The sequence below is a fragment of the Sphingomonas oligophenolica genome, from assembly GCF_039522915.1.
Lineage (GTDB): Bacteria > Pseudomonadota > Alphaproteobacteria > Sphingomonadales > Sphingomonadaceae > Sphingomonas > Sphingomonas oligophenolica.
Genome location: NZ_BAAAEH010000022.1, coordinates 126,111 through 146,048, shown reverse-complemented (window position 1 = coordinate 146,048; position 19,938 = coordinate 126,111). Strand labels below are relative to the sequence as shown.

Genomic DNA, 19,938 nt, shown 5'->3' with positions numbered 1-19,938 from the left:
GCCAGCGGTGCACGCCCCCTTGAAGGAGGCCTTCGATAAAAGATGAGGGTGGCCGTTCGGAGAAGCCCGGCCACCCTCATCCGCCGCCTGCGCGACGGCCCCCTTCCCGAAGGAAGAGGGATGGCCGCTCAATAAGTCCCCGAGAAGCTGCGGTTCAGCATGTGCGGGCCGGTCGCGTCGCCCTTGTCGGCGCCACGACCGGCGTCCGAGCCGAAGAAAGCGCCGCGCTCTTCGTCGCGCCAATGCGCCCTGGCATCCTCGGCCGTCTTGCGGATCGTCACCTTGTCGTCGACCGACTGGATCCAGCGCGACGGGATCGAGTGATGGCGACCGCCGGCATCGGCATCATTTTTGGTCAGGAGGATGCGGTCGCCCTGGACCTTGTCGACGGTACCGACATGCTCGCCGTCCGAGCCGACCACCTCCATGTGCTGGCTGACCTTCGACAGCGAACTGCGCTGGGTCTGGCGTTCGGTGCGCCAGCTGCCGAACTCGTTTTCGAATTTGGTCCGGTTCTCGGCCCGATATTCGTCATAATCGCGGTCGAGCGCCTCGATCTGCGACCGCCGCCAGCTGTGATAATCATCATCGCGACCATAGCGCCCGGAACCGCCCTGGCGCTCGTCGTAGCGGGCGTCCATCTCGCGGCGCCGCTCCGCCTCGTCATCACCGAACCAGGAGCGGACCTCATCGCCGGCGCGGCTGAAGAAATCGCGATGCTGATAGTCATAGCCCTGCGGCCGGCCGCGATCGTCGCGGGCGCGACCCCGGTCGCGATACATATCCGCCCGGCCATAATCCCGGTCGCCGCTATCGGTGAAACGATGACCGTCTGACCCATAGCTGCCCTGGAAACCCGAATCCCGCACATAGCGCCTCCCGCCGCCGCGGTTCAGCCCACGCTGCTCGCGCTCGGCATAGCCCGAATGGCCGTACTCGCGCGGTCCATCATCGCGGCTGCGCTCCCGGCCGCCGCCGAACTCACCCGCAGCCTGATATTGGCGCGCGCTCGAATAGCTGTAGTCGCGGCCCGAGCCATAGTCCCGGCCATAGTCCATTGGAGTCTGGTCGTTATAATAATCGCCCAGGTTGGAATCTCGGGGATAGCGTTCGTAACCCATGATTGCGTCCTTCCGACATGTTCTCGGCTTACGGCGGATGGCCCGATCGCACGTCCGCTCGTATCATCAACAAAGGTCGAAAGGCGTGTTTGTTCCGATAGTTACGGGTCCGTACCGGCGCTCCGCCGTACCCCCCGCGCGGTTCGCCGCAGCGGATGTTTCAAACCATGGAGGGAGCCGGTTGCATCACCGGAAAAGGCCCGCTAGAGGCGTCGCTCTTCGGCTGAAATACCGTAAGCCGGGTTGGAGCGGGGCTGTAGCTCAGATGGGAGAGCGCTGCAATCGCACTGCAGAGGTCAGGGGTTCGATTCCCCTCAGCTCCACCAACCAAATGAAGTACACTGAATAACTTCCTTTTTAGGAAGAGTGGCCGATTGGCCCCGCATTCCAAGCCCCATACTCCCCTCCGCACTCTTGCAAAAGGAACGCGCCCGGTGCCGGCCGTTCATCGGTTTCCATGATTTTTTTGCGAAAGCGATCACTTACTCTTCCATTCGCGAGCCTATAGGAAAGCCAGACAACCGAGGCAGGAGCGATATGGAGATTCTCATCTGGCTAATTCTCGGGCTGGGATTCGCCCCTCTGATCGTCGGCATGTGTCGCCTCAAGCCCGCGCCTTTGTATGCGCATCATCTTCCACCACTTGGTTCCATCATATTGTGTGCCTTGGCATTCAACCTGACCTTTTTTTGGCAAGAACTGTGGCTGGTTATACCGAAGGCGCTTACTCCTGGTCTTTCTCCAACCCTATATCACAATGACCACGACTGGATAGGTTCTTCTCCAATATCGGAACTTCTACAGGGGACAGGGGCGGTCGCAACCCTGACCAGTGGGGTTAGCGCCCTTTTGATGCTGCATTCATCCCTCTTACGATCCGCAAGCTGGCGGGTATTTACCTTCTGGATGGCATTCCAGGGACTATTTCAGTCCTTATCCCAATTCGCTGTTGGAGCAATGGTACCGAGCAACGACGTAGGCCGGGCGCTGGCCTATCTCGGTTTCAGCAACACAATGAAGCTCAGCCTTCTGGTAGTCTCTGTCCTCGGCATGTGGTGTGCAGGTACCGCGCTGGCTCAACATATTCCGAAGGCAATATCGCGATCCGCAATGGAGGGCACGCGAGCTTGCTTGGCACCGCTGCTTATAACTGCCTTGCTCTCGGCCCTTCTGAGCATTGCTTTCCGCGTGCCGCGATCTGCAATCGAAGTCGTCGCTATTCCGTTGATGATCAATATCATCGGTATCGGCTGGCTGACGCTTGGCATTTCGCTTTCATCACCCAGAATCGAGGGCGGCGACCCGGAGATGATCGATGTCTATCGACCAATCATAGCTTTCGCCATTCTGCTGCTAATCTTCCAAGTCGTGCTCAGGCCCGGTATCCGCTTATGAACCGCACCGAAACACTGAGGGCGCCAGAGGTGCGGGTAGGGCTAAAACTGAGTGATAGCACTCAGGAGAGCACGTCACTCTCAGCTCCACCAATCAAAAGTGCATTTTATGCGGCCTCGCGCTCGATCTACCGCTTCGTCACTGCGAGATGCCGGGCATATAGAGCTGCACCAACTCCCGGATCATGCAGTGGCTCAATCAATGAGTAATCGCCGTGCAGGGCAAGCGCGCGCTTGAGCGCCTCGCGGACTGCGCGCTCTCCGGTCAGGACGCCTCCCGACCAGGACAGGCGGGGCGCTTCATCCCTTGTGAAGCCGAGCGCATGGCGCAAGGCTTTCGCCATGTCCGCAAGCTCTCGCCCGGCCCGGTCGAGGATCGCGACGGCGACTGGATCGCCAGCCTCCGCTGCCTCGGAGATGATGGGCGCAAGCCCTGCGATCTCATCGCGTGCCATGCCGTGCTCGCCCATGATCCGCGCGCACAGCTCGAGGTCGTTGCTCAGGCCGAGTGCCCGCCTGAACCCGGCATGCAACGGACCGGGCGGCAGGCGTCCGTCGCTCATGCGGGTGAAGGCGTTCAGGCCCTGGATCGCAATCCAGTAGGCCGAACCCTCGTCGCTGAAGACCTCGCCCCAACCGCCCACGCGCGCGGCCTGGCCCCGCCGTTCGCCGTAGCCGATCGAACCGGTTCCCGCGACGAGGTTGATGCCGTCTTCACAGCCCAGCGACCCCGCCCAGCCGCAGATCATGTCATTACCGCAGGCGTAGCGGCCATGGTGCAGGATCCGGCCGCAGGCCTGCTCCAGCTGGGGATCGACGACGGCATCCTCGCCGAACGCCGGCAGGCCGAAAAAGGCGTAGCCGAGATCGTCCGGCGTGATGCCCGCCTCATGGCAGATCCCGGCCACGCCCCGGGCCAGCAGGCTTGTCGCATTCTCCAATCCGACTTGAAGATGGTAGGTCGTCCCCGTGACGATCCGCGCGACGACTTTCCGGTCGCCGTCAATGCAGACGAACTCGGTCTTGGTGCCGCCGCCGTCGACGCCCAGAAAGTAGCGGCGCTCGCTCATGCCCCGATCGCGTGGATGCGCACACCCTGCACCACCCGGTTCACCGTGCCGCTGGGACTGGGCGTATCCGGCATGAGACCGAGCTTCAACGACGCGTGCAGGCCGAACAGCTGCGCGGGCAGGATGAAGGGGATGAGGAGGTCGGCATCGGCGGCATCTTCCAGATGGGGGATGTGCAGCGCATCACCTTCCATCGGCTGGGCGGAAACGGCAAGCACCGCGCCACACCGAGCCTCGGCGCGCAGTTCCTCGATCATGTCGCAATCATAGCGACGGGTCAGCGGATCGTTCGACACGAAGACGACGATCAGCGTGCGGTCCGTAACGATCGACTTGGGTCCGTGGCGAAAGCCGAGCGGCGTGTCGAACGCAGTGACCAGCGCCCCGGCGGTCAGTTCCAGGAGCTTCAGCGAGGCCTCGCGGGCAAGGCCCTTGAGCGCACCGCTGCCAAGATAGACGACGCGCTCGAAGCCGTGTTCGACCAGCGCGGCCATGCGCTGATCGGCGTCCATGAGCGTGTCGGCGAGCGCTTTCGCGATCACCTCGGCGCGCGCCTCCATCGTCGCGATGCCGCTGAAGATGGAAAGGGCGGCGAACATCATCGCCGTGAAGCTCGAGGTCATCGCGAAGGCGCGATCATGAGTCGCATCCGGCAGCACGACGACATGCGTGTTCGCGCCGGCGCGCCGCGCCAGGTCTCCCTCGGCATTGCAGGTGATGATGAGGTGATGGGGCGAATCGACCAGTGCTTCGGTGAGATCCACCGCGGCAGCGCTCTCCGGGCTATTGCCCGAACGGCCGAACGAAACCAGCAGCGTCGGTGCGCCCGCTCTCAGGTGGAGCGCCGGCGCGCTGACGATATCGGTGGTCGCGATCGCTTCGATCGAGCGGCCCATCACCATGGACAGCCACGGCGCGAGACTGTCGCCGATGAACGCTGACGAGCCGGCGCCGGTCAGGACGATGCGCAGGTCGTTGCGTGCGAGCAGCGGCGAGAGGAACGCCTCGATCGCCGCCTGCCGCGCGCGGAGCAACGCCTGGGTGGCGCGCAGCGTCTCGGGTTGCTGGAGGATTTCGCGGCGCGTCCAGCTTTCGGCGTTCCCGACCTGCGGGGCGGGAGCGGACAGGATTTCAGACATCGGGGTGGCAAGCTCCATGATAGGCGTCGAGGGTCGCGCCGATATGCGCGACAACGAGATCGACCGGATCGAGGCTGGCCTCGCCGGCGCGGACGGCGGCATAGGCCACCGGAAGATATTGGCTGAGCAACGGCAGCGACGGCGGCGCGGCGCGCAGATTGTCGAACAGGGCCTTTTGCGCCGCGACGATCGCAGGGTCGGGCCAGTAATAGCGGATGCGGTCGCTGAGGCTGTACTGGAGCTGGAGGTCAAGCGCGGCGCCGGTCGCGTGATAATAACGCTGCCAGTTACCGGGTTCGGCCTTCATGCGCGCGATCACCGTCTCGCGCAGCCGGGCGCGCCGCCCTTCGCCGACGGTTTCGCCTTCGATCGCGTCGAGCGCCCAAAGTGCCTCGCGCAACGCGAAGGTGACACCGGGGCCGACCTTCAGAATCGCAAAATGATCGCGCACCAGCGCGGCAAGCGCTGCCCCGGTCTGATAGTCGGTCGAATGCGCTTCGTAGGCGATATGATCGACGCGCTCGATCGCGCGGCTGAGGGAGGCGGCCGCCTCGGGGCGATAATCGATCACCCGGTCATGGTCGAACTCGACGCCGGGCTGCACGACGGTCGCGACGACGCGGTCCCAGGCGTGGGAGAGGCCGGTTTCGGCGAACAGCCTGCGATGCATGTCGAGCGTGGCGATCGCGGCCGTCGGGCTGGTAACGGCGAGTTCGTCAAGGTCTTCCGCAGCGCCGCCGGGCACGGGGACCTCGGTACCGATCACGTAAACGGGCGCGTCTGCCGGATCCCCCTCATAGGCACTCTCAGCCGCGCGGGCGAGGCGCGCGGCGCGCTCGGCGATCACGGGCTCGGGCAGCGGCACGGGATCGTCGGCGCAGCTCATCGAACAGTCGAGATGGATCTTGCGGAACCCGGCGCGAACATAGTCGGCAACCATGATCTCGGCCTTGTCCATCGCCTGGGCGGCCGGCAGCCTCGTCCAGGCATTGGGGCCGAGATGGTCCCCGCCCAAGATGAGCTGCGCGGGCGGAAAGCCGCATCGCTCGGCAATGCCCTGCGCGAACGCGCGGAACTGAGCGGGGACCATCCCGGTATAGCCGCCATCCTGGTTGACCTGGTTGGAGGTCGCCTCGATCAGCACGACGGGCTGGCCGCGCCGCTGCGCATGGCGAAAGGTCGCCTCGATGACGAGCGGATGAGCTGAGCAGACCGAGGTGATGCCCACGCGCTCGCCGCGCTTGTGGCGGTCGATGATATCCCGAATCAGCTGCACAAAGGCTCCTTTCCCTTCGTCCCGATAGTGCCTTGACCATTAGAAGGCAACAAAACGAAATAAAAAGAAACTTAAATGGTGACAGGTTCGGCGGACGCATCAACCGTGTCGGGCTCGATCGCGAGCAGGAGCGACGCGGTCAGCGCGAGGATGATGCCGATGATCTTGAGCGTCCCGGGCACGACGCCCAGGATGGCGAGCGAGATCAGCGCGGTGGCGAGTGGCGCGCCGGCATTGGTGAGCGGCGCCACGATGATCGCCTTGCCGTAGCGAAAGGCGAAGACCAGGGTCAGCGCGCCGATCGCGTTCAGCACCTGGATGGCCGCCGCCAGCCACGGCCCGTCAGCGCCCAGGTTGATCGGCTTGCTGAAGTCCGTCATCGCATAGGCGACGGGCATCAGGAGCAGCCCGGTCAGCATCATGTAGAAGAAGATGCTCTCGGCCGACATGATGTGATTGGCCGATTTCATGAAATAGGCCTGCACGCCCCAGCACGCCATCACGACGAGCGCGGGGATCAGCCAGCTCGCGCTCTCCGCCGCGCCGCCGGTAGGCGCGAAATCGAAGGTGGGCAGCGCCATCAATGCAAGCACGATACCGAGGATACCGAGCTTTCCGGTGCGTTCGCCCATGAAGAGGAAGGAGAGAGCGATCGTCACCACCGGCGACAGCGAGATGATCGGAAAGATCAGATAGGCCGGCCCGCGCGTCACCGCGTAGAACAGCACCATCTGTCCCCCCGCCCCGAGCAGGCCGACCGCCGCGCCATAGGCGATCGCGCGGGGGCTGCGGTCGAGCTTCCAGCCGCTTTGCGCCAGCACGACGAGCGCCGGCGGAATCATGGTGAGCGCCCAGACGCAATAGACCAGGGTCTCGGGAAAGCCGTGCTCCGAGGACAGGCCCGAAAAGGCGCCCCATATGCCCCAGAGCACCACCGTGGCGAGCGCGTTGAACAGCCAGGCCCGGCCCGACGAGGAGGAAGCGGTCATGCGGTGGCGGGTCCTTCGATTGGCTCGGCCTCGACGAGCAGGAAATGCGTGAAGCTGGCCGCAAGGGTGGCGTCGGGCCCGCTGACGGTACCGAGCGCACGCCCGGCAAAGGCGTCGGTGAGGCGGTAGCGGCGCCTGTCGAGCCCGCGCAGGGCGACCGGCCCGTCCCAGCTGTCGGCGTAGAACGCGTAGTGGAGACGCCCGTCCTTTGCGATGACATGGGCCTCGGGCTTGTCGAAGCCGATATCGTAAAGCCCGCCGAGATACCGCCCCTTGGGCAGCATGCGCGCGCGATAGAGCGCGATCCATTTGCGCCAGAGCGCTTCTTTCTGCGGGGTGAGCACGAAGCCGCCGGGGGGCAGAGTGTCGGTCGGATGGTCAGTATCCTTCGGCCAGGTGAATTTGGTCGAGAGGATGGCGCCGATGCCGTAGCTCGACGCAAAATCGTCATGCCGGTCGCTGAGCTCGACATGGTCCCCGGAAAAGGGCGCGGACGGGCCGATCAGCGCCTTGAACGTCTTGCCCTTCAGCCGGACCTGCCAGGAGGATTCGGGGTCCGAGGCCGGCGTGTTGTTCATCGCCGGGATGTTGTGGAAGGCGAAACTGTCGCCGCACGGGCAGATCTCGATCACCGCCTGCGGGTTGATCGCCATTGCTTCGTCATAGAGCACCTTCCAGAAATCCTGCAGCTTCTCATAGGATTCCTCGGGCCGGGCGTGGCGGTGCGCCGGGTTGTAGCAGGGCGCGACCCCGTTGAGATGCTGGCCGTCGAGCTTCAGCCCCTCATAGCCCCAGTCGCCGACGATCCGGCGCACCTGCCCCCGGAAGAAGTCGATGGTGGGCTGATAGGCCGGACAAAGCGTGAAGCTGTTCCACCAGCTCACATTCTGCGCGGCGCCGTCGCGATCGAGCAGCAGCATGTCGGGATGGTCGCGGAGCAGGTCAGTGCCGGGATCGACCGCGAGCGGCGAGAGCCACAGGCGGGGCTTCATGCCAGCCGCCTTCACCCGATCGGCAAAGGCCTTCATGTCGGCGTCGCCGCCCGGGAATTTGCCGCGGTCGACCTTCCAGTCGCCCTCGGAGGTCTGCCAGCCGTCGTCGAGCACCGCCCATTCAAGGCCGAGCGACCTGGCCTTGGGCAGCGTGGCGAGGATCTGCTCCGTCGTGAAGTTGCGCTCATAGCCCCAGGCGCACCAGATCGGCGCGTAGCTTGCTTCGGGGACGGCGGGGGCAGCGAGGCCGCGTTCGGCCATGATCCGGCGATAGGCGTCGAGCGGGCGGAAATGGTCGCCGCCATGGACCATGACGAAAACGGTAGGCAGGGTCAGCGCCTCGCCGGGCGCGAGCAGGACCGCCTCCGCGCCCGTCATGCCGATCCGCGTCCCGGTCGGCTGGGCGGCGACGGGGAAGGCCACCAGCCTGGGCACTGTCTCGACATGCCCGACGGCGAGGCCCGCGTCGCGCCGCCAGACCACCGCGACAGGCGTGCCGCCGCCATAATCGGCACCGTTCATTCCCATGAAATTGAGCTGCTGGAAGCCGGCCCTGACCGGCTGGATCCAGTCGCGGCGATCCGGATAGGAGGCGCCGGCAAAGCTCCACGCGCCGTCGGGATGCGCGAGGAGATCGTGCGTGGCCGCATGCCAGCCGGCGATGGCGAGCGGCGTGTCGGCGGTGTTGCGGTAGCGGGTCTCGATCAGCGCAAGGCCAGGGTAGCGATCGAGAAAGGTGAAGGTCTGCTGCTTCTCGATCCGCCCCCCGGCTGAACCGCGAAGGACATGCCGCCGGCCGGCGCCATGGTCGCCCGAGACCGCCTCGGCCTTCTGGTCGAGGAGCAGGAAGCGATCGATGATACTGTGATCGTCGAGGCGCAACGCGTCGGCCGCGTCGGTCGCGGTCAACGCCAGCGACCCCATCGAGAGGCTCGATCGCATCGCTGAATCGACCTCGATCGTCAGCGTGCCGTCCGAGAGACGCGCAGCGGCGGCAGCCTGGGCCCAGAGCCGGGCGGGGGCGATCGCGGCCGTCAGCAGGGCTCCGCCCGCCATCAGGCGGCTAATCGCGCCGCGGCGTGTCACGGGGCTGTGCATCACGAGGCTCCTCCCGGTCGCATCCGGCGGCGTTCGATGTCCGACGCGCCGCGTGCGGAAAAGACTTGCCTGATCGGCCCGAGCAACGCAAACCAAAAACGCAACATATTGGCGCGTTTCATTTCGTTTTCATTCGGAGGTGATTGCCATGAAGGTCGGACGGCCCTTTTCTGCGTGGTTGGTGGCAATGATGCTGGCCGCCTCCGCGCACGCGCAATCGACCTATGCCGACGCGGATTTCGCGCGCGTGCCCAAGCTGGACGCGCATGTGCACGCCAATGTCGATGACCAGGCCTTCCTTGCAATCGCCGCGAAGGACGGCTTCGAGCTGCTGTCGATCAACGTCGATTATCCGGACTTTCCGCCGCTGCCTCTCCAGGCGGCGATCGCCGAGAAGAAGCGCGCCGCCGATCCCGGGCGCTTCCACTATGCAACCACCTTCTCGATGAAGGGCTTCGGCACGCCGGGCTGGACCGAGCGGACCAACGCGGCGATCGACGCTGCGCTGGCCAGGGGCGCCGTCGCCGTGAAAGTGTGGAAGAATATCGGCATGGTGGAGCGGGATCCCGAGGGCAAGCGCATCTTCCTCGACGATCCGCGCTTCGACGGGGTGATGAAGCATCTCGAGGAGCGGCATGTCCCGCTGATCGCGCATCAGGGCGAGCCGAAGAATTGCTGGCTGCCGCTCGACCAGATGTCGACCGACAATGACCGCAGCTATTTCCGCGAGCATCCCGAATATTACATGTATCTCCACCCGGAGGAGCCGAGCTACGAGAGCCTGATGGCGGCGCGCGACCGTTTCGTGGCCCGCCATCCGCACCTCTCCTTCGTCGGCGCACATATGGCGAGCCTCGAGTGGAGCGTGGACGCGCTGGCCAAATTCCTCGATCGTTTCCCCAATGCGACTGTCGATATCGCCGCGCGCATCACGCAGGTGCAGGCGCAGTCGCGCGACGACTATGGCAAGGTGCGCGCCTTCTTCCTGAAATATCAGGACAGGTTGATGTACGGGACGGACCTCACCCAGAACCCGCCCGACCCCAATGCGCGCGCCCAGAATCCGCCGGCGACCGGCGATTTCGCCAAGGAAGCTGACGATGCCTGGCGCTCCGACTGGCATTATCTGGCGACGGACGGCAGCGAGCATGTCGGCGCGATCAAGGCCGACGTAAAGGGCCTCGCCTTGCCGCGCACGGTGATCGACAAGCTCTATTATCGCAACGCCCGCCGGGTCTTCCGGCTCGGGAGCTGACTCAGGCGCGGTGGATGCGGAAGTCGAGCCGGTCCCCGGCCGCCCGGATCGTGTCCGGCACGGTTTCGTCAGTCACCAGATCGTCGATCTCGGCGATGTCGATGATGCGGTGAAGGCAGACCCGGCCGAACTTGGAGCTGTCAGTCACCGCGATCACTTCCCGCGCCGCCTCGACCATCTTGCGGTTCAGCATCGCCTCGGGCTCGTAATGGGTGGTGATGCCGCATTCGATATCGAAGCCGTCAACGCCGAGGAAGAGCTTGTCGACCCGCAGATCGTCGAGCGCCCCCACCGTCTGCGCACCGTAGAAAGCCCGGTTCTTGCGCCGCAGGGCGCCCCCCAGCATCACGACGTTGATCCGGTCCTTGCGGGCCAGGACGGCGAGGATGTCGAGATCGTTGGTGAGGACCGTGATGTCCTCGTCGTCAGCCAGATGCTGGGCGATCTGGAGGGTCGTGGTGCCCGAATCGAGCACGATCGATTCGCCGGGCGACACCATCGCGGCGGCCAGCCGGCCGATCCGGCTCTTCTCCTCGCTGTGGATCGAGCGCTTGGCTTCGACCGCCGGCTCGGCCGTGACGTTGACCGTGCCCGCGAGGATGGCGCCGCCATAGGAACGCTCGGCGACGCCGCGCTGGGTGAGATAGTGAAGATCCTTGCGGATCGTCTGCATCGACACCCCGAAGCGCTCGGCCAGCGGGGTGACCTGGACGCTGCCCCGCTCACGGACGAGCGTGGTGATGATCTGGCGGCGTTCGCTGGTATCGCGTGTGACTGACAAGCATTAAATCCCGGCTTCAAGCCCTCTCTGTATCAACTTGCCCAACCGCTATCAATCGGCCCTTTTATGGTTTCGTTTAATTTCGGTTTGACAGGTATTGCGACTAAGCGATAGCAATGTTGCGAAACTTCGCGTCAAAGCGAAACAGGCGCGATCAGGGATGGCCTCCGCGAGGCGGGGGCGGACAAGGGGAATTGACGATGGCACACGCAGTGAAGGTGCGTCTGGCTAAACTGGCGGGCACGAGCGGTCTCGCGATGCTGGTGGCGATGCCCTGCCTTGCCCAGGCGGCTGCGGAAAAACCCGCGCTCCCGACCGAGACGGGCAACCAGACGTCCGCCGCGGCGCCCGATTCGACCGGCGCCGTCCTCGACGGCGGGACGCAGCAGGATGTCGTCGTGACCGGCATCCGGGGCAGCCTCGACAAGTCGCTCCGGATCAAGCGGGACTCGGCCGTGGTGGTCGACTCAGTCAACGCAACCGAGCTGGGCCGCTTCCCCGACAGCGATGTGGCGGACTCGCTCCAGCACATCACCGGCATCACGATCAACCGCACGACCGGTGGCGAGGGCCAATATGTCAGCGTGCGGGGGCTCGGCTCGCAATACAACATCACCACGCTGAACGACCGAATCCTCGCCACCGACGATGACGGCCGCGATTTCGCCTTCGACATCCTGCCGTCCGACGTGATTTCCGGCGCCGATGTGCTGAAGTCACCCGAGGCTTCCGCCCAGGAAGGCAGTATCGGCGGCACCGTCAACCTGCGCTCGGCCCGGCCGTTCGAGCATCCCGGCTTTCACGCCGTCGTGCGCGGCGAGGGCAGCTACAACGACATGTCGCATGACAAGGGCTTCAAGGTCTCGGGCTTCGTCAGCGACACCAACAAGGCGGAGACCCTCGGCTTCCTGGTCGGAATCGTCTATTCGGACACCAAGTTCCGCACTGACTCGCTGAACTACGCCACTTATGATCCCAACAATCCGGGCGTCTGGCCGCCGGCCACCGCCGGTGGCGTCGTACCGCCCGGCGCGCAGCCGGTTGTCGGCCTGTGCTGCATCCAGTTCGGCTCGGTCGTCGATCGCAAGAAGCGCTTCGCGGTCACGGGCGCGGTGGAATGGAAGCCCAGCGACACGCTCCACATCGTGATCGACGGCATGTACACCAGGCTGCGCGACCCCCAGGTCGCCTATAACCAGTCCTATTATCCCAATTTCACCTACGACCAGAACGGCAATCCGGAATGGTCGAACGTCACCATCAACGACGGCATCATCACCAAATTCACCGGCACTAATTTCACGCCGGAGGTGGTCAACCAGACGATCGACCGCACCGTGAACACCTATCTGATCGGCCTCAACGGAACCTGGGAGGCCACTCCGCGCCTCACGCTGAAGGGAGACGTCTATCGCTCGCACGCGAGCCGGCCCGAAGGCGGCCAGGATGCATTCGTGACTGCCGGTCTCGTCTCGCCGACGCCCTATAACCAGAACATCATCACCTATAGCGCGAACAAGAACGCCATGCCCGATATCAGCGTCACGCTGCCGGACGGCAGCGACTATGCGACTGATCTGGCATCGGGCCGGCTCAACAACCAGAGCCTCTGGAGCACCCATTATGTCGGCCTGTCCGGATACTCGATCGAGGACACGGTAACAGGCGCGAAGTTCGACGCGACCTGGGCTTTCGACGGCATCCTCAAGCATCTCGACGTCGGGGTGAATTACGTCACCCGCTCCAAGTCGCGCAGCGACATCAGCAACGACTGGACCGGCGGATCGAACCAGTACAGCTCGCTCTACAACACGCTTGACGGCCAGCCGGCCCCGATCACCTTTGCCTCGATGGGCGCGAACGTGATCTCCACGTTCAATTTCCCGAATTATTTCGCGGGCGCCGGCGGCAGCTTCCCGCACACCCAGGTGCTGCTCGACATCCCGGCTCTCCTCGCCGGCCTGAAGACGCTGGACGGCACGCCCAACTACACGGCGGGTTCGGGCACCTATCTCTTCTCCGCCACCCTGCCGCAATATAATGCGGTGAATTCCTATGTGGTGCGCGAGAAGACGATCTCTGGCTATCTCCAGGCCACGCTCGGCGGGCCGCGCTGGTCCGGCAACATCGGCGTGCGCCTCGTCCATACGACCACCACCGCCGCCACCGCGGTCGACAACATCCTGAAGGTGACGGTCGCCGACACCGCCAACCCCACCAACGCCGGCGTCGTCGACTATTCGGCGCCTACCGCGCTGGTCGAGCATGGCAGCTACACCCTGGCGCTGCCCTCGGCGAACCTGAACTACCACATCACTGACCGCCTCCAGCTGCGTGCGGCCGTCGCCGAGGTGGTGTCGCGCCCGAACCTCAACCAGCTCGCACCGACCGAAACCGACAATGCGATCAACCAGGATTATGTCGTCTCCTATGCCGGCAACGCATCGCTCAAGCCGATCACTGCCTGGCAGCTCGATGCGTCGCTCGAATGGTATTACCATCCGAACGACATGATTTCGGTCGCGCTGTTCGGCAAGAAGCTGCGCAACGACATCACTACCCGCGAGCTGAACGGAGTCGATATCGGCGCGGTCGGCTGCTTCAACGGCAATGCCTGCGCGCCGCTGCTGTTCAGCGTGATCCAGCCGGTCAATGGCGACACCGCGAAAATCTACGGTGTCGAGCTCAGCTGGCAGCATATGCTCTCCAACGGCCTCGGCATCCGCTCCCAGTTCACCCACACCTGGAGCGAAACCCGGGTCGATGGCCAGAATGCCGGCCCCGAAGCCGGCGTCGCGCCGACGACCTTCTCGATCAACCCCTTCTACGAGCACGGTCCGGTGTCGCTGAGCGTGTCATGGGATCACACCAGCCCGTTCGTCTATGCGACCTTCACCGAGATCACCGGCTGGTCAGCCTATGCGAAATCCTATGACTGGGTGACGGCCAGCGCGTCGTACAACATCACCAAGCAGCTCCGGGTCTATGTCGAGGGGAAGAACCTCACCAACGCGATCGTGCGGACCTATCTCAACCAGAATCCCTATGCGATCTGGGCCTCGGGCGCGACGGGCACCAGCAGCAGCGTCGGGGCTGGCTACAGCGCCTATGGGCGGACGTTGACGGCGGGCATCCGGTTCGCCTTCTGACGATCGGATGACGGGCGCCCCCGAAAGGCGGCGTCCCGTTGCTGATCCGGGCAAGGCCCGAATGCGCGGGAATGACAATCGCGCGGGCTGTCCTTACACCGGGCCGATGCCCGTTACCGCAACCTCCCCGATCCCCGCCGCCACCCTTGTCCTGTTCCGCGAAACCGGCGGCGCGCCCGAGCTGCTGTTCGTCGAGCGCGCCAAGGCAATGGTGTTCGCCGGTGGCGCGCTGGTCTTTCCCGGCGGGCGGATCGATCCGGGCGACCGCGCGCTCGCGCTGACCTTCCCCGGCGACCCCGACGACATCGCCGCACGCATCGCCGCGATCCGCGAGACGATCGAGGAAGTCGGCGTGCCGATCGGCCTCGTGCCGACGCCCGACGCCGAAACGCTCGGCACCGTCCGCGCCGCGCTTCATGCCGGCGCTGCGCTCGGCCACGCGCTGCACGATGCCGGCCTCGCGCTCGACCCCGATCCGCTCGTCCCTTTCGCCCGGTGGCTTCCGGCGCACGCGCATATGCGCATCTTCGATACCCGCTTCTATCTCGCCCGCCTGCCCGGGGACGCGCCCGATCCTGTCGTCGACGATACCGAGAATGTCCGCGTCTTCTGGGCGACCGCGCAGGCGGTTCTCGACGATGCCGATGCCGGCCGGGTCCGGATCATCTTCCCGACCCGCCGTAATCTCGAACGGCTCGCCGGCTTCGCCAGCTTCGACGAAGCCGCCGTCGACGCGGCGCGCTACCCGATCCGCACTGTAACGCCTTGGGCCGAGGATCGCGACGGCATCCCGCATCTCTGCATTCCGGGCGATCTCGGCTATCCAGTAACCGCTGAGCCGATCACGAGCGCGCTGCGCGGCTGATGCGGGCTGTGCGGTTGACGCTCGGCAGCGCGACGATCGCCGCGATCCTCCTCGCCCTCGGCCTGGTGCTGCTCGCGACGCTGCGCGACAGGCCGCAGGACCTGCCCTGGACTCAGCTCGATCTCGGCGAGCCGACCGGCCTGTTCACGGGTCGCAAGCTGGCGGGGCTCGGCCATGATTTCCCGAGATGCCGGGCGCTGCTTCGCAAGGCGGGGGTTCGCTATACCGTCGTGCCGCCACTCCATGCCGGGGTCTGCGGCTATGCCGACGGCGTCCGCTTCGATGCCGGCGGATCGCGGGGCGCTGCCTATATGCCCGGGGATGTCGGCATGGCCTGTCCGGTCGCCGCGGGCCTTTCGATGTGGGAATGGAACGTGGTGCAACCCGCCGCGCGCCGGCTGCTCGGCAGCCCCGTCGTCGCGATCGAGCATTATGGCAGCTATAATTGCCGCCGCATCGCCGGCGAAAGCAGCTGGAGCGAGCATGCGACCGCCGACGCGATCGACATTGCGGGCTTCCGCCTTGCCGATGGCAGGCACATCACGGTTGCCGGGGACTGGAAAGGAAAAGGCCCGGACGCGACCTTCCTCCACGACGCGAGAAGCGGCGCCTGCAGGCTGTTCGCGACCACCTTGTCGCCTGACTATAACGCTGCGCACTGGAACCACCTGCACCTCGATCAGGCGGCACGCGGGGAGTTCGGCTGGCGGGCTTGCCGGTAATGATCCAGCCCCTCCCCTGCGAGGAGGGGCCGATCATGTGTCAGTTCGGCAATGCCGCCGCTTCAACCTTCTCGACCCATTTCGGGAAAAAGGCCGGCTGGCGGTTCGACCAGCCCGACGCAGTCGCAGCCGCTTCGCTGATCGACTGCAGCAATTTCCGCCGCAGATCGGGATGGAGATGCGGCAGCGCCGCCGCCGCGCAGAACGCCGCCGGCAGCCATGGCCGGATCTCGGCGCCGATCAGCCGCTCGTACAGGAAGCGATAGGCGGAGAAGGTCGTCAGCCGCCCCTGGCCGAGGTCGAATGCTGTCACCGTCGTCAGCGGCGCGAGGAACGGTTCGACTGAATCGAGGCCGCTGTCATCGGGGATCATCGCGCGGATGTCTGGAAGGCGGACATAGAGTCTGGCCTGGGCGCGGATGCTGGCGGCTTCGACGACATCGCGCGACCAGCGGCTCATCGCATCGTCGCGATCAAGCCCGATATCCAGCGAGCGCCGCACATAACGCTGGGTCGCCGAACTGAACCCCGCGAATTCCTTCATTTCAGCCAAGGTCATCGCGCCATTGGCCGGCTTCATACGAGCACCCATAACACTCACCCCACCCGCAATCGTGGAACCGGATGCGATGATGCGCCAAGATGGTTAACAGCCTCCTTAACGCGCCGTCGTCCGGCATTCAGCATCGAATCACAGTTCGTGTTGCGATGCAACAAAGGTTGCGACGAATGGTGTCCACCGCATCAAAAGCGCGGACAGGTGCGATACTTGCGCAACATTCACAAACCAGGCCCCTCCTCCCGGATGGGAAAAGGGCCGATAGCATTGCGGAAAGGAAGGCGAAGGCGCCTTCAGTCGGGTTTCTGATCCTTGCGCCGCGCCTCTTCGGCTGCGTCATATCCTGACGATTCCGGCGGCTCCTGGCTGTGCACCGGCTGAGTCGAGGACGGCGGGTCGGACGCATCCATCGATTCGTCCAGCGCCGCGTCGAGCCGCGCTTCCTTGCTCTCCGGGTTGCGCTCGAGGCGCTCCGCGATCGAGGCGTCCTGCCCGGCTTCCTGGCGCGGGTGGTGGATCGCCTGATTCTCTTCAGGATCGCCCGGCGCCACCGACAGGCTGTCGAGCGCTTTCTGGTCGATCGGGTTCTGGGTCTCGGTCATCGCCGCTCTCCTGGCTGTTACGATGATAGAACGACTGGGCAGGGTGAAGCGTTCCTGCCGTCTGCGCCGGAGCGCGACGGATCATGTTCGGCGGCTGCCGAACGCCGAGATGCCGGCCGCGGCAATCGTCTCATCCACCTGAGCCGAGGCCCCGGAAATGCCGATCGCGCCGACGCACTGCCCATCAAGCAACACCGGCAAGCCCCCGGCGGTCGCTTGCGCGGCCGCGGCGCCCTTGATCGCCGCGATGGTCGCGGTGGACACGCCGACGCTGGCGGCAAGCCGCGCCTTCTTCATCGCCAGCTCGACCGAAAAGCCGCGCGCACCGTCCATCCGGCTGAAATGGAGCAAGTGGCCGGCGCTATCCACCACAGCGACGCTCACCATCGCGCGCAGCTGCTGCGTGGACGCGAGACACGCCGCGGCGATTGTGCTGGCGTCGTCGAAATCGAGGGAAAAGCTGCTGTACATCGCCACATCTCCGATTCTGGCGCTGCAGCGCCACATGGCCGCCCCGGTGGCAGCCACATGGTTTCTTATAATATCACCATCGGCGCCCGCCCCGCAACGGCCGGGCTATCAGGTGATCCTCGTCACTGACACGCGCTGCTCGTTCATCGTCGCGCGACCGAACACGGTCATGAAGGCAATGTCCGTCGCATCGCGGCCGACTGCGACCCGCGCCAGTTCGGCCGGGGCCGCCATGCCGGTCGCGTCGACCAGGCGCCATGCCCCGCCGAGCCACAATTCGGCGACGGCATGGAAATCAGGGGGATCGACCCCGGGGGCATAGGCCGAAACGCACCGGGCCGGAATCCCGCCTGCCCGTGCCAGCGCCACCAGCAGATGCGCATAATCGCGGCACACTCCGCGGCGATCGGCGAACGTCATCAGCGCCGTGGTGACGCCGCTGCTCGCACCCGATTCATAGGAGAGGTGCGCGCGCACCCATTCGCTCAGCGCCGCCGCCAGCGCGCCGCCTTCGAGCCCGGCGAATTCCTGGCCGAGAAACCCTTCGAACCGGTCGGACTCGCAATAACGGCTGGGCAGCAGATACTGCACTGTCTCGGCCGGAAGCATGCGAAGGGGCGTTGCCGGCAGCGCGCCGAGATCGACGCCCAGGCGGTCGATTGCCACCAACGCCTGATATTCAACCCGGAAATTGCCCTCGCCCCGCGCCCAGCTGCGCTGGCCGATCCCCTCCTCGCCCGCGACGGCGCCGAGCGGCTCGGGGGAATAAATATGGAGGTTCTGGCGCTCCAGCCGCTGGTCGGCCATCGCCGCCACCTCGACCAGCAACAGCACGTCGCACGGCTCGGCAATCCAATAGTCGAGCATGACGTCGATCGCGAGGCGCATCCGAATTCCCGTAAAGCCCTCGCCGGGCAGGCGAGGATATGAAAAAGGCCCGGCAGGTTTCCCCGCCGGGCCTCTTCCTGAAGCGATCAGACCGCGATCTAGTTCCGGTTGCCGAACAGACGCAGGATGAACAGGAACATGTTGATGAAGTCGAGATACAGGTTCAGCGCCGACATGATCACGACATGCTGCTCGGCGCCGGTGCCGGCGACCTGGGCATAGAGGCTCTTGGTCTGCTGCGTATCATAGGCGGTGAGGCCGGCGAAAATCAGCACGCCGACAAAGCTGATCACGAGATCAAGCGGGCCCGAGTGGAAGAAGATATTGAGCACCATGGCCACGATCAGCCCGACCAGGCCCATGACCAGGAAAGTGCCGAACGCCGACAGGTCACGCTTGGTGGTGTAGCCATAGAGGCTCAGGCCCGCGAACGACGCGGCGGTCGCGAAAAAGGCCTGTGCGATCGAGGTGCCGGTATAGACGAGGAACACAGTCGACAGCGACAGGCCCATCGCCACCGCGAAGCCCCAGAACATCGCCTGCAATGCGCCGGACGACATCCGGGCGCCGCCGAAGCTCATGCCGAACACGAAGGCGAGCGGTGCGAACATGATCAGGTAGCGCAGCGGACCGCCGCCGGTCAGGATGTGCGCGGCAGGCGAATCCACGCCGCCCCAGGAAAAGAACATGGCGACCAGGCCGGTCAGCAGGATCCCGGAGAACATGAAATTATAGACCGACAGCATATAGCGGCGAAGACCCGCGTCGAATGCCTCGGAATGCGCGCCCGAGGCCGTCGCGAACCGCGTCGCGCCTGAGCGTGGGTCGGACCAGTTAGCCATTGCGAAAAAGCTCCTTTGACCCGGCATCATGCCGGATAACGGGAATATCGGCTTTCGCGGTAGGGTTTTCAAGCGAATCCGGCGCAGCGGTGTCATAAAGGGTCAATACACCAGCCCCCGCGGTGCCGCCGCGCTGTCGGTATCGGGATGACAAGCCGGAGCAGCGCGATAGAGTCGGCCGATGCACCGCCTCTTCGTCGCCCTGCGCCCGCCGCCGCCGATCCGCGCTCACCTTGCCGCGACGATGGAGGGCGTACCGCGCGCGCGCTGGCAGGACGACGAGCAGATCCATCTCACGCTGCGCTATATCGGCGAGGTCGATCGCCGGGCAGCCGAGGAGATCGTGCTGGCGCTCGGCCATGTCCATGCAGCGCCGATCGAGGTCGCGCTGGCGGGCGTCGGCGGGTTCGAGAAGAAGGGCCGCACCGATGCGCTCTGGGCGGGCGTCACGCCCCATGATGCGCTCGCCGCCCTTCACCGCAAGGTCGACCATGCGCTGATCCGGGTTGGCCTGGCGCCCGAGGGGCGCGCCTATCTTCCGCACATCACCCTTGCCCGGCTGAGCCGCAATGCAGGCTTCGGCCCCGAGATCGAGCGATGGCTCGCCACCCATGCCGCGCTGTCCAGTCCGGTATTCCGCCTCGACTATCTGACGCTGTTCGAGAGCCATCTCGGTGGCGAGGCGGCACGCTATGAGGTGGTCGAACGCTGGCCGCTGGGCTGAG

General features: G+C 65.1%; 18 protein-coding genes and 1 tRNA gene. 7 read left to right on the top strand and 12 right to left on the bottom strand.

Annotation, left to right across the window (positions count from 1 at the left end):
• Positions 1-128: 128 nt before the first annotated feature.
• A complete protein-coding gene (locus ABD050_RS11960; RefSeq protein ID WP_343889567.1) occupies positions 129-1,121 on the bottom strand; it encodes a DUF2171 domain-containing protein in 993 nt (330 codons plus the stop codon).
• Positions 1,122-1,371: 250 nt separating this feature from the next.
• On the opposite strand from ABD050_RS11960, the gene ABD050_RS11955 reads away from it, so the two are divergent.
• A tRNA-Ala gene (locus tag ABD050_RS11955) sits at positions 1,372-1,447 on the top strand.
• Between the two features lie 211 nt (positions 1,448-1,658).
• A complete protein-coding gene (locus ABD050_RS11950) occupies positions 1,659-2,516 on the top strand; it encodes a hypothetical protein (RefSeq protein WP_343889566.1) in 858 nt (285 codons plus the stop codon).
• A gap of 127 nt (positions 2,517-2,643) precedes the next feature.
• Here the strand turns inward: ABD050_RS11950 and ABD050_RS11945 are convergent, their stop codons facing one another.
• The 5 genes from ABD050_RS11945 to ABD050_RS11925 all read right to left on the bottom strand — a co-directional run bounded on the left by ABD050_RS11945 (position 2,644) and on the right by ABD050_RS11925 (position 9,079).
• A complete protein-coding gene (locus tag ABD050_RS11945; RefSeq protein ID WP_343889565.1) occupies positions 2,644-3,585 on the bottom strand; it encodes an N-acetylglucosamine kinase in 942 nt (313 codons plus the stop codon).
• Positions 3,582-4,724 carry an SIS domain-containing protein gene (locus tag ABD050_RS11940; protein ID WP_343889564.1) on the bottom strand — a complete coding sequence of 381 codons (1,143 nt, stop codon included), beginning with the start codon at positions 4,722-4,724 and terminating at the stop codon, positions 3,582-3,584. The genes ABD050_RS11945 and ABD050_RS11940 overlap by 4 nt, the downstream gene beginning before the upstream one ends.
• A complete protein-coding gene (locus tag ABD050_RS11935) occupies positions 4,717-6,000 on the bottom strand; it encodes a D-tagatose-bisphosphate aldolase, class II, non-catalytic subunit (protein WP_343889563.1) in 1,284 nt (427 codons plus the stop codon). The genes ABD050_RS11940 and ABD050_RS11935 overlap by 8 nt, the downstream gene beginning before the upstream one ends.
• 71 nt (positions 6,001-6,071) lie before the next feature.
• The gene (locus ABD050_RS11930; RefSeq protein WP_343889562.1) at positions 6,072-6,989 is read right to left on the bottom strand and encodes an EamA family transporter; all 918 of its coding nucleotides are present in this window, start codon (positions 6,987-6,989) and stop codon (positions 6,072-6,074) included.
• The gene (locus ABD050_RS11925; protein ID WP_343889561.1) at positions 6,986-9,079 is read right to left on the bottom strand and encodes a glycoside hydrolase family 36 protein; all 2,094 of its coding nucleotides are present in this window, start codon (positions 9,077-9,079) and stop codon (positions 6,986-6,988) included. Before ABD050_RS11925 ends, ABD050_RS11930 begins: the two co-directional genes overlap by 4 nt.
• 187 nt (positions 9,080-9,266) lie before the next feature.
• Between ABD050_RS11925 and ABD050_RS11920 the strand changes: the two genes are divergently transcribed.
• Complete coding sequence (locus ABD050_RS11920) at positions 9,267-10,334, top strand: amidohydrolase family protein (protein ID WP_343889643.1); 1,068 nt, start codon at positions 9,267-9,269, stop codon at positions 10,332-10,334.
• Position 10,335: 1 nt separating this feature from the next.
• Here the strand turns inward: ABD050_RS11920 and agaR are convergent, their stop codons facing one another.
• A complete protein-coding gene (agaR, locus tag ABD050_RS11915; RefSeq protein WP_343889560.1) occupies positions 10,336-11,115 on the bottom strand; it encodes a transcriptional repressor AgaR in 780 nt (259 codons plus the stop codon).
• Positions 11,116-11,315: 200 nt separating this feature from the next.
• On the opposite strand from agaR, the gene ABD050_RS11910 reads away from it, so the two are divergent.
• The 3 genes from ABD050_RS11910 (at position 11,316) to ABD050_RS11900 (ending at position 15,851) form a co-directional block, all read left to right on the top strand.
• Positions 11,316-14,264, top strand: a complete 2,949-nt coding sequence (locus ABD050_RS11910) for a TonB-dependent receptor (protein ID WP_343889559.1) — start codon at positions 11,316-11,318, stop codon at positions 14,262-14,264.
• Between the two features lie 106 nt (positions 14,265-14,370).
• Positions 14,371-15,129, top strand: a complete 759-nt coding sequence (locus tag ABD050_RS11905) for an NUDIX hydrolase (protein WP_343889558.1) — start codon at positions 14,371-14,373, stop codon at positions 15,127-15,129.
• Complete coding sequence (locus ABD050_RS11900) at positions 15,129-15,851, top strand: extensin-like domain-containing protein (protein WP_343889557.1); 723 nt, start codon at positions 15,129-15,131, stop codon at positions 15,849-15,851. Before ABD050_RS11905 ends, ABD050_RS11900 begins: the two co-directional genes overlap by 1 nt.
• A 40-nt stretch (positions 15,852-15,891) precedes the next feature.
• On the opposite strand, the gene ABD050_RS11895 is transcribed toward ABD050_RS11900, so the two are convergent.
• The 5 genes from ABD050_RS11895 to ABD050_RS11875 all read right to left on the bottom strand — a co-directional run bounded on the left by ABD050_RS11895 (position 15,892) and on the right by ABD050_RS11875 (position 19,213).
• Positions 15,892-16,443, bottom strand: coding sequence for a hypothetical protein (locus tag ABD050_RS11895; RefSeq protein ID WP_343889556.1), 552 nt, complete (start codon positions 16,441-16,443; stop codon positions 15,892-15,894).
• Between the two features lie 260 nt (positions 16,444-16,703).
• Complete coding sequence (locus ABD050_RS11890) at positions 16,704-17,012, bottom strand: hypothetical protein (RefSeq protein WP_343889555.1); 309 nt, start codon at positions 17,010-17,012, stop codon at positions 16,704-16,706.
• A gap of 81 nt (positions 17,013-17,093) precedes the next feature.
• Positions 17,094-17,483: a GlcG/HbpS family heme-binding protein gene (locus tag ABD050_RS11885; protein WP_343889553.1), complete on the bottom strand. Its 390-nt coding sequence runs from the start codon at positions 17,481-17,483 to the stop codon at positions 17,094-17,096.
• A gap of 108 nt (positions 17,484-17,591) precedes the next feature.
• Entirely contained in the window at positions 17,592-18,371 is a 780-nt protein-coding gene (locus ABD050_RS11880) for a transglutaminase-like domain-containing protein (RefSeq protein WP_343889552.1), read from the bottom strand.
• 98 nt (positions 18,372-18,469) lie between these two features.
• A complete protein-coding gene (locus ABD050_RS11875; RefSeq protein WP_343889551.1) occupies positions 18,470-19,213 on the bottom strand; it encodes a Bax inhibitor-1/YccA family protein in 744 nt (247 codons plus the stop codon).
• A 181-nt stretch (positions 19,214-19,394) separates the two neighbouring features.
• On the opposite strand from ABD050_RS11875, the gene thpR reads away from it, so the two are divergent.
• Positions 19,395-19,937, top strand: a complete 543-nt coding sequence (thpR, locus tag ABD050_RS11870) for an RNA 2',3'-cyclic phosphodiesterase (RefSeq protein ID WP_343889550.1) — start codon at positions 19,395-19,397, stop codon at positions 19,935-19,937.
• Position 19,938 lies beyond the last annotated feature (1 nt).

Excerpts from the sequence above, each read along its gene's own strand:
- ABD050_RS11960 (WP_343889567.1), bottom strand. The coding sequence starts at position 1,121 with ATGGGTTACGAACGCTATCCCCGAGATTCCAACCTGGGCGATTATTAT.
- ABD050_RS11950 (WP_343889566.1), top strand. The coding sequence starts at position 1,659 with ATGGAGATTCTCATCTGGCTAATTCTCGGGCTGGGATTCGCCCCTCTG.
- ABD050_RS11945 (WP_343889565.1), bottom strand. The coding sequence starts at position 3,585 with ATGAGCGAGCGCCGCTACTTTCTGGGCGTCGACGGCGGCGGCACCAAG.
- ABD050_RS11940 (WP_343889564.1), bottom strand. The coding sequence starts at position 4,724 with ATGTCTGAAATCCTGTCCGCTCCCGCCCCGCAGGTCGGGAACGCCGAA.
- ABD050_RS11930 (WP_343889562.1), bottom strand. The coding sequence starts at position 6,989 with ATGACCGCTTCCTCCTCGTCGGGCCGGGCCTGGCTGTTCAACGCGCTC.
- ABD050_RS11925 (WP_343889561.1), bottom strand. The coding sequence starts at position 9,079 with ATGCACAGCCCCGTGACACGCCGCGGCGCGATTAGCCGCCTGATGGCG.
- ABD050_RS11920 (WP_343889643.1), top strand. The coding sequence starts at position 9,267 with ATGATGCTGGCCGCCTCCGCGCACGCGCAATCGACCTATGCCGACGCG.
- ABD050_RS11910 (WP_343889559.1), top strand. The coding sequence starts at position 11,316 with ATGGCACACGCAGTGAAGGTGCGTCTGGCTAAACTGGCGGGCACGAGC.
- ABD050_RS11905 (WP_343889558.1), top strand. The coding sequence starts at position 14,371 with ATGCCCGTTACCGCAACCTCCCCGATCCCCGCCGCCACCCTTGTCCTG.
- ABD050_RS11900 (WP_343889557.1), top strand. The coding sequence starts at position 15,129 with ATGCGGGCTGTGCGGTTGACGCTCGGCAGCGCGACGATCGCCGCGATC.
- ABD050_RS11895 (WP_343889556.1), bottom strand. The coding sequence starts at position 16,443 with ATGGGTGCTCGTATGAAGCCGGCCAATGGCGCGATGACCTTGGCTGAA.
- ABD050_RS11890 (WP_343889555.1), bottom strand. The coding sequence starts at position 17,012 with ATGACCGAGACCCAGAACCCGATCGACCAGAAAGCGCTCGACAGCCTG.
- ABD050_RS11885 (WP_343889553.1), bottom strand. The coding sequence starts at position 17,483 with ATGTACAGCAGCTTTTCCCTCGATTTCGACGACGCCAGCACAATCGCC.
- ABD050_RS11880 (WP_343889552.1), bottom strand. The coding sequence starts at position 18,371 with ATGCGCCTCGCGATCGACGTCATGCTCGACTATTGGATTGCCGAGCCG.
- ABD050_RS11875 (WP_343889551.1), bottom strand. The coding sequence starts at position 19,213 with ATGGCTAACTGGTCCGACCCACGCTCAGGCGCGACGCGGTTCGCGACG.
- thpR (WP_343889550.1), top strand. The coding sequence starts at position 19,395 with ATGCACCGCCTCTTCGTCGCCCTGCGCCCGCCGCCGCCGATCCGCGCT.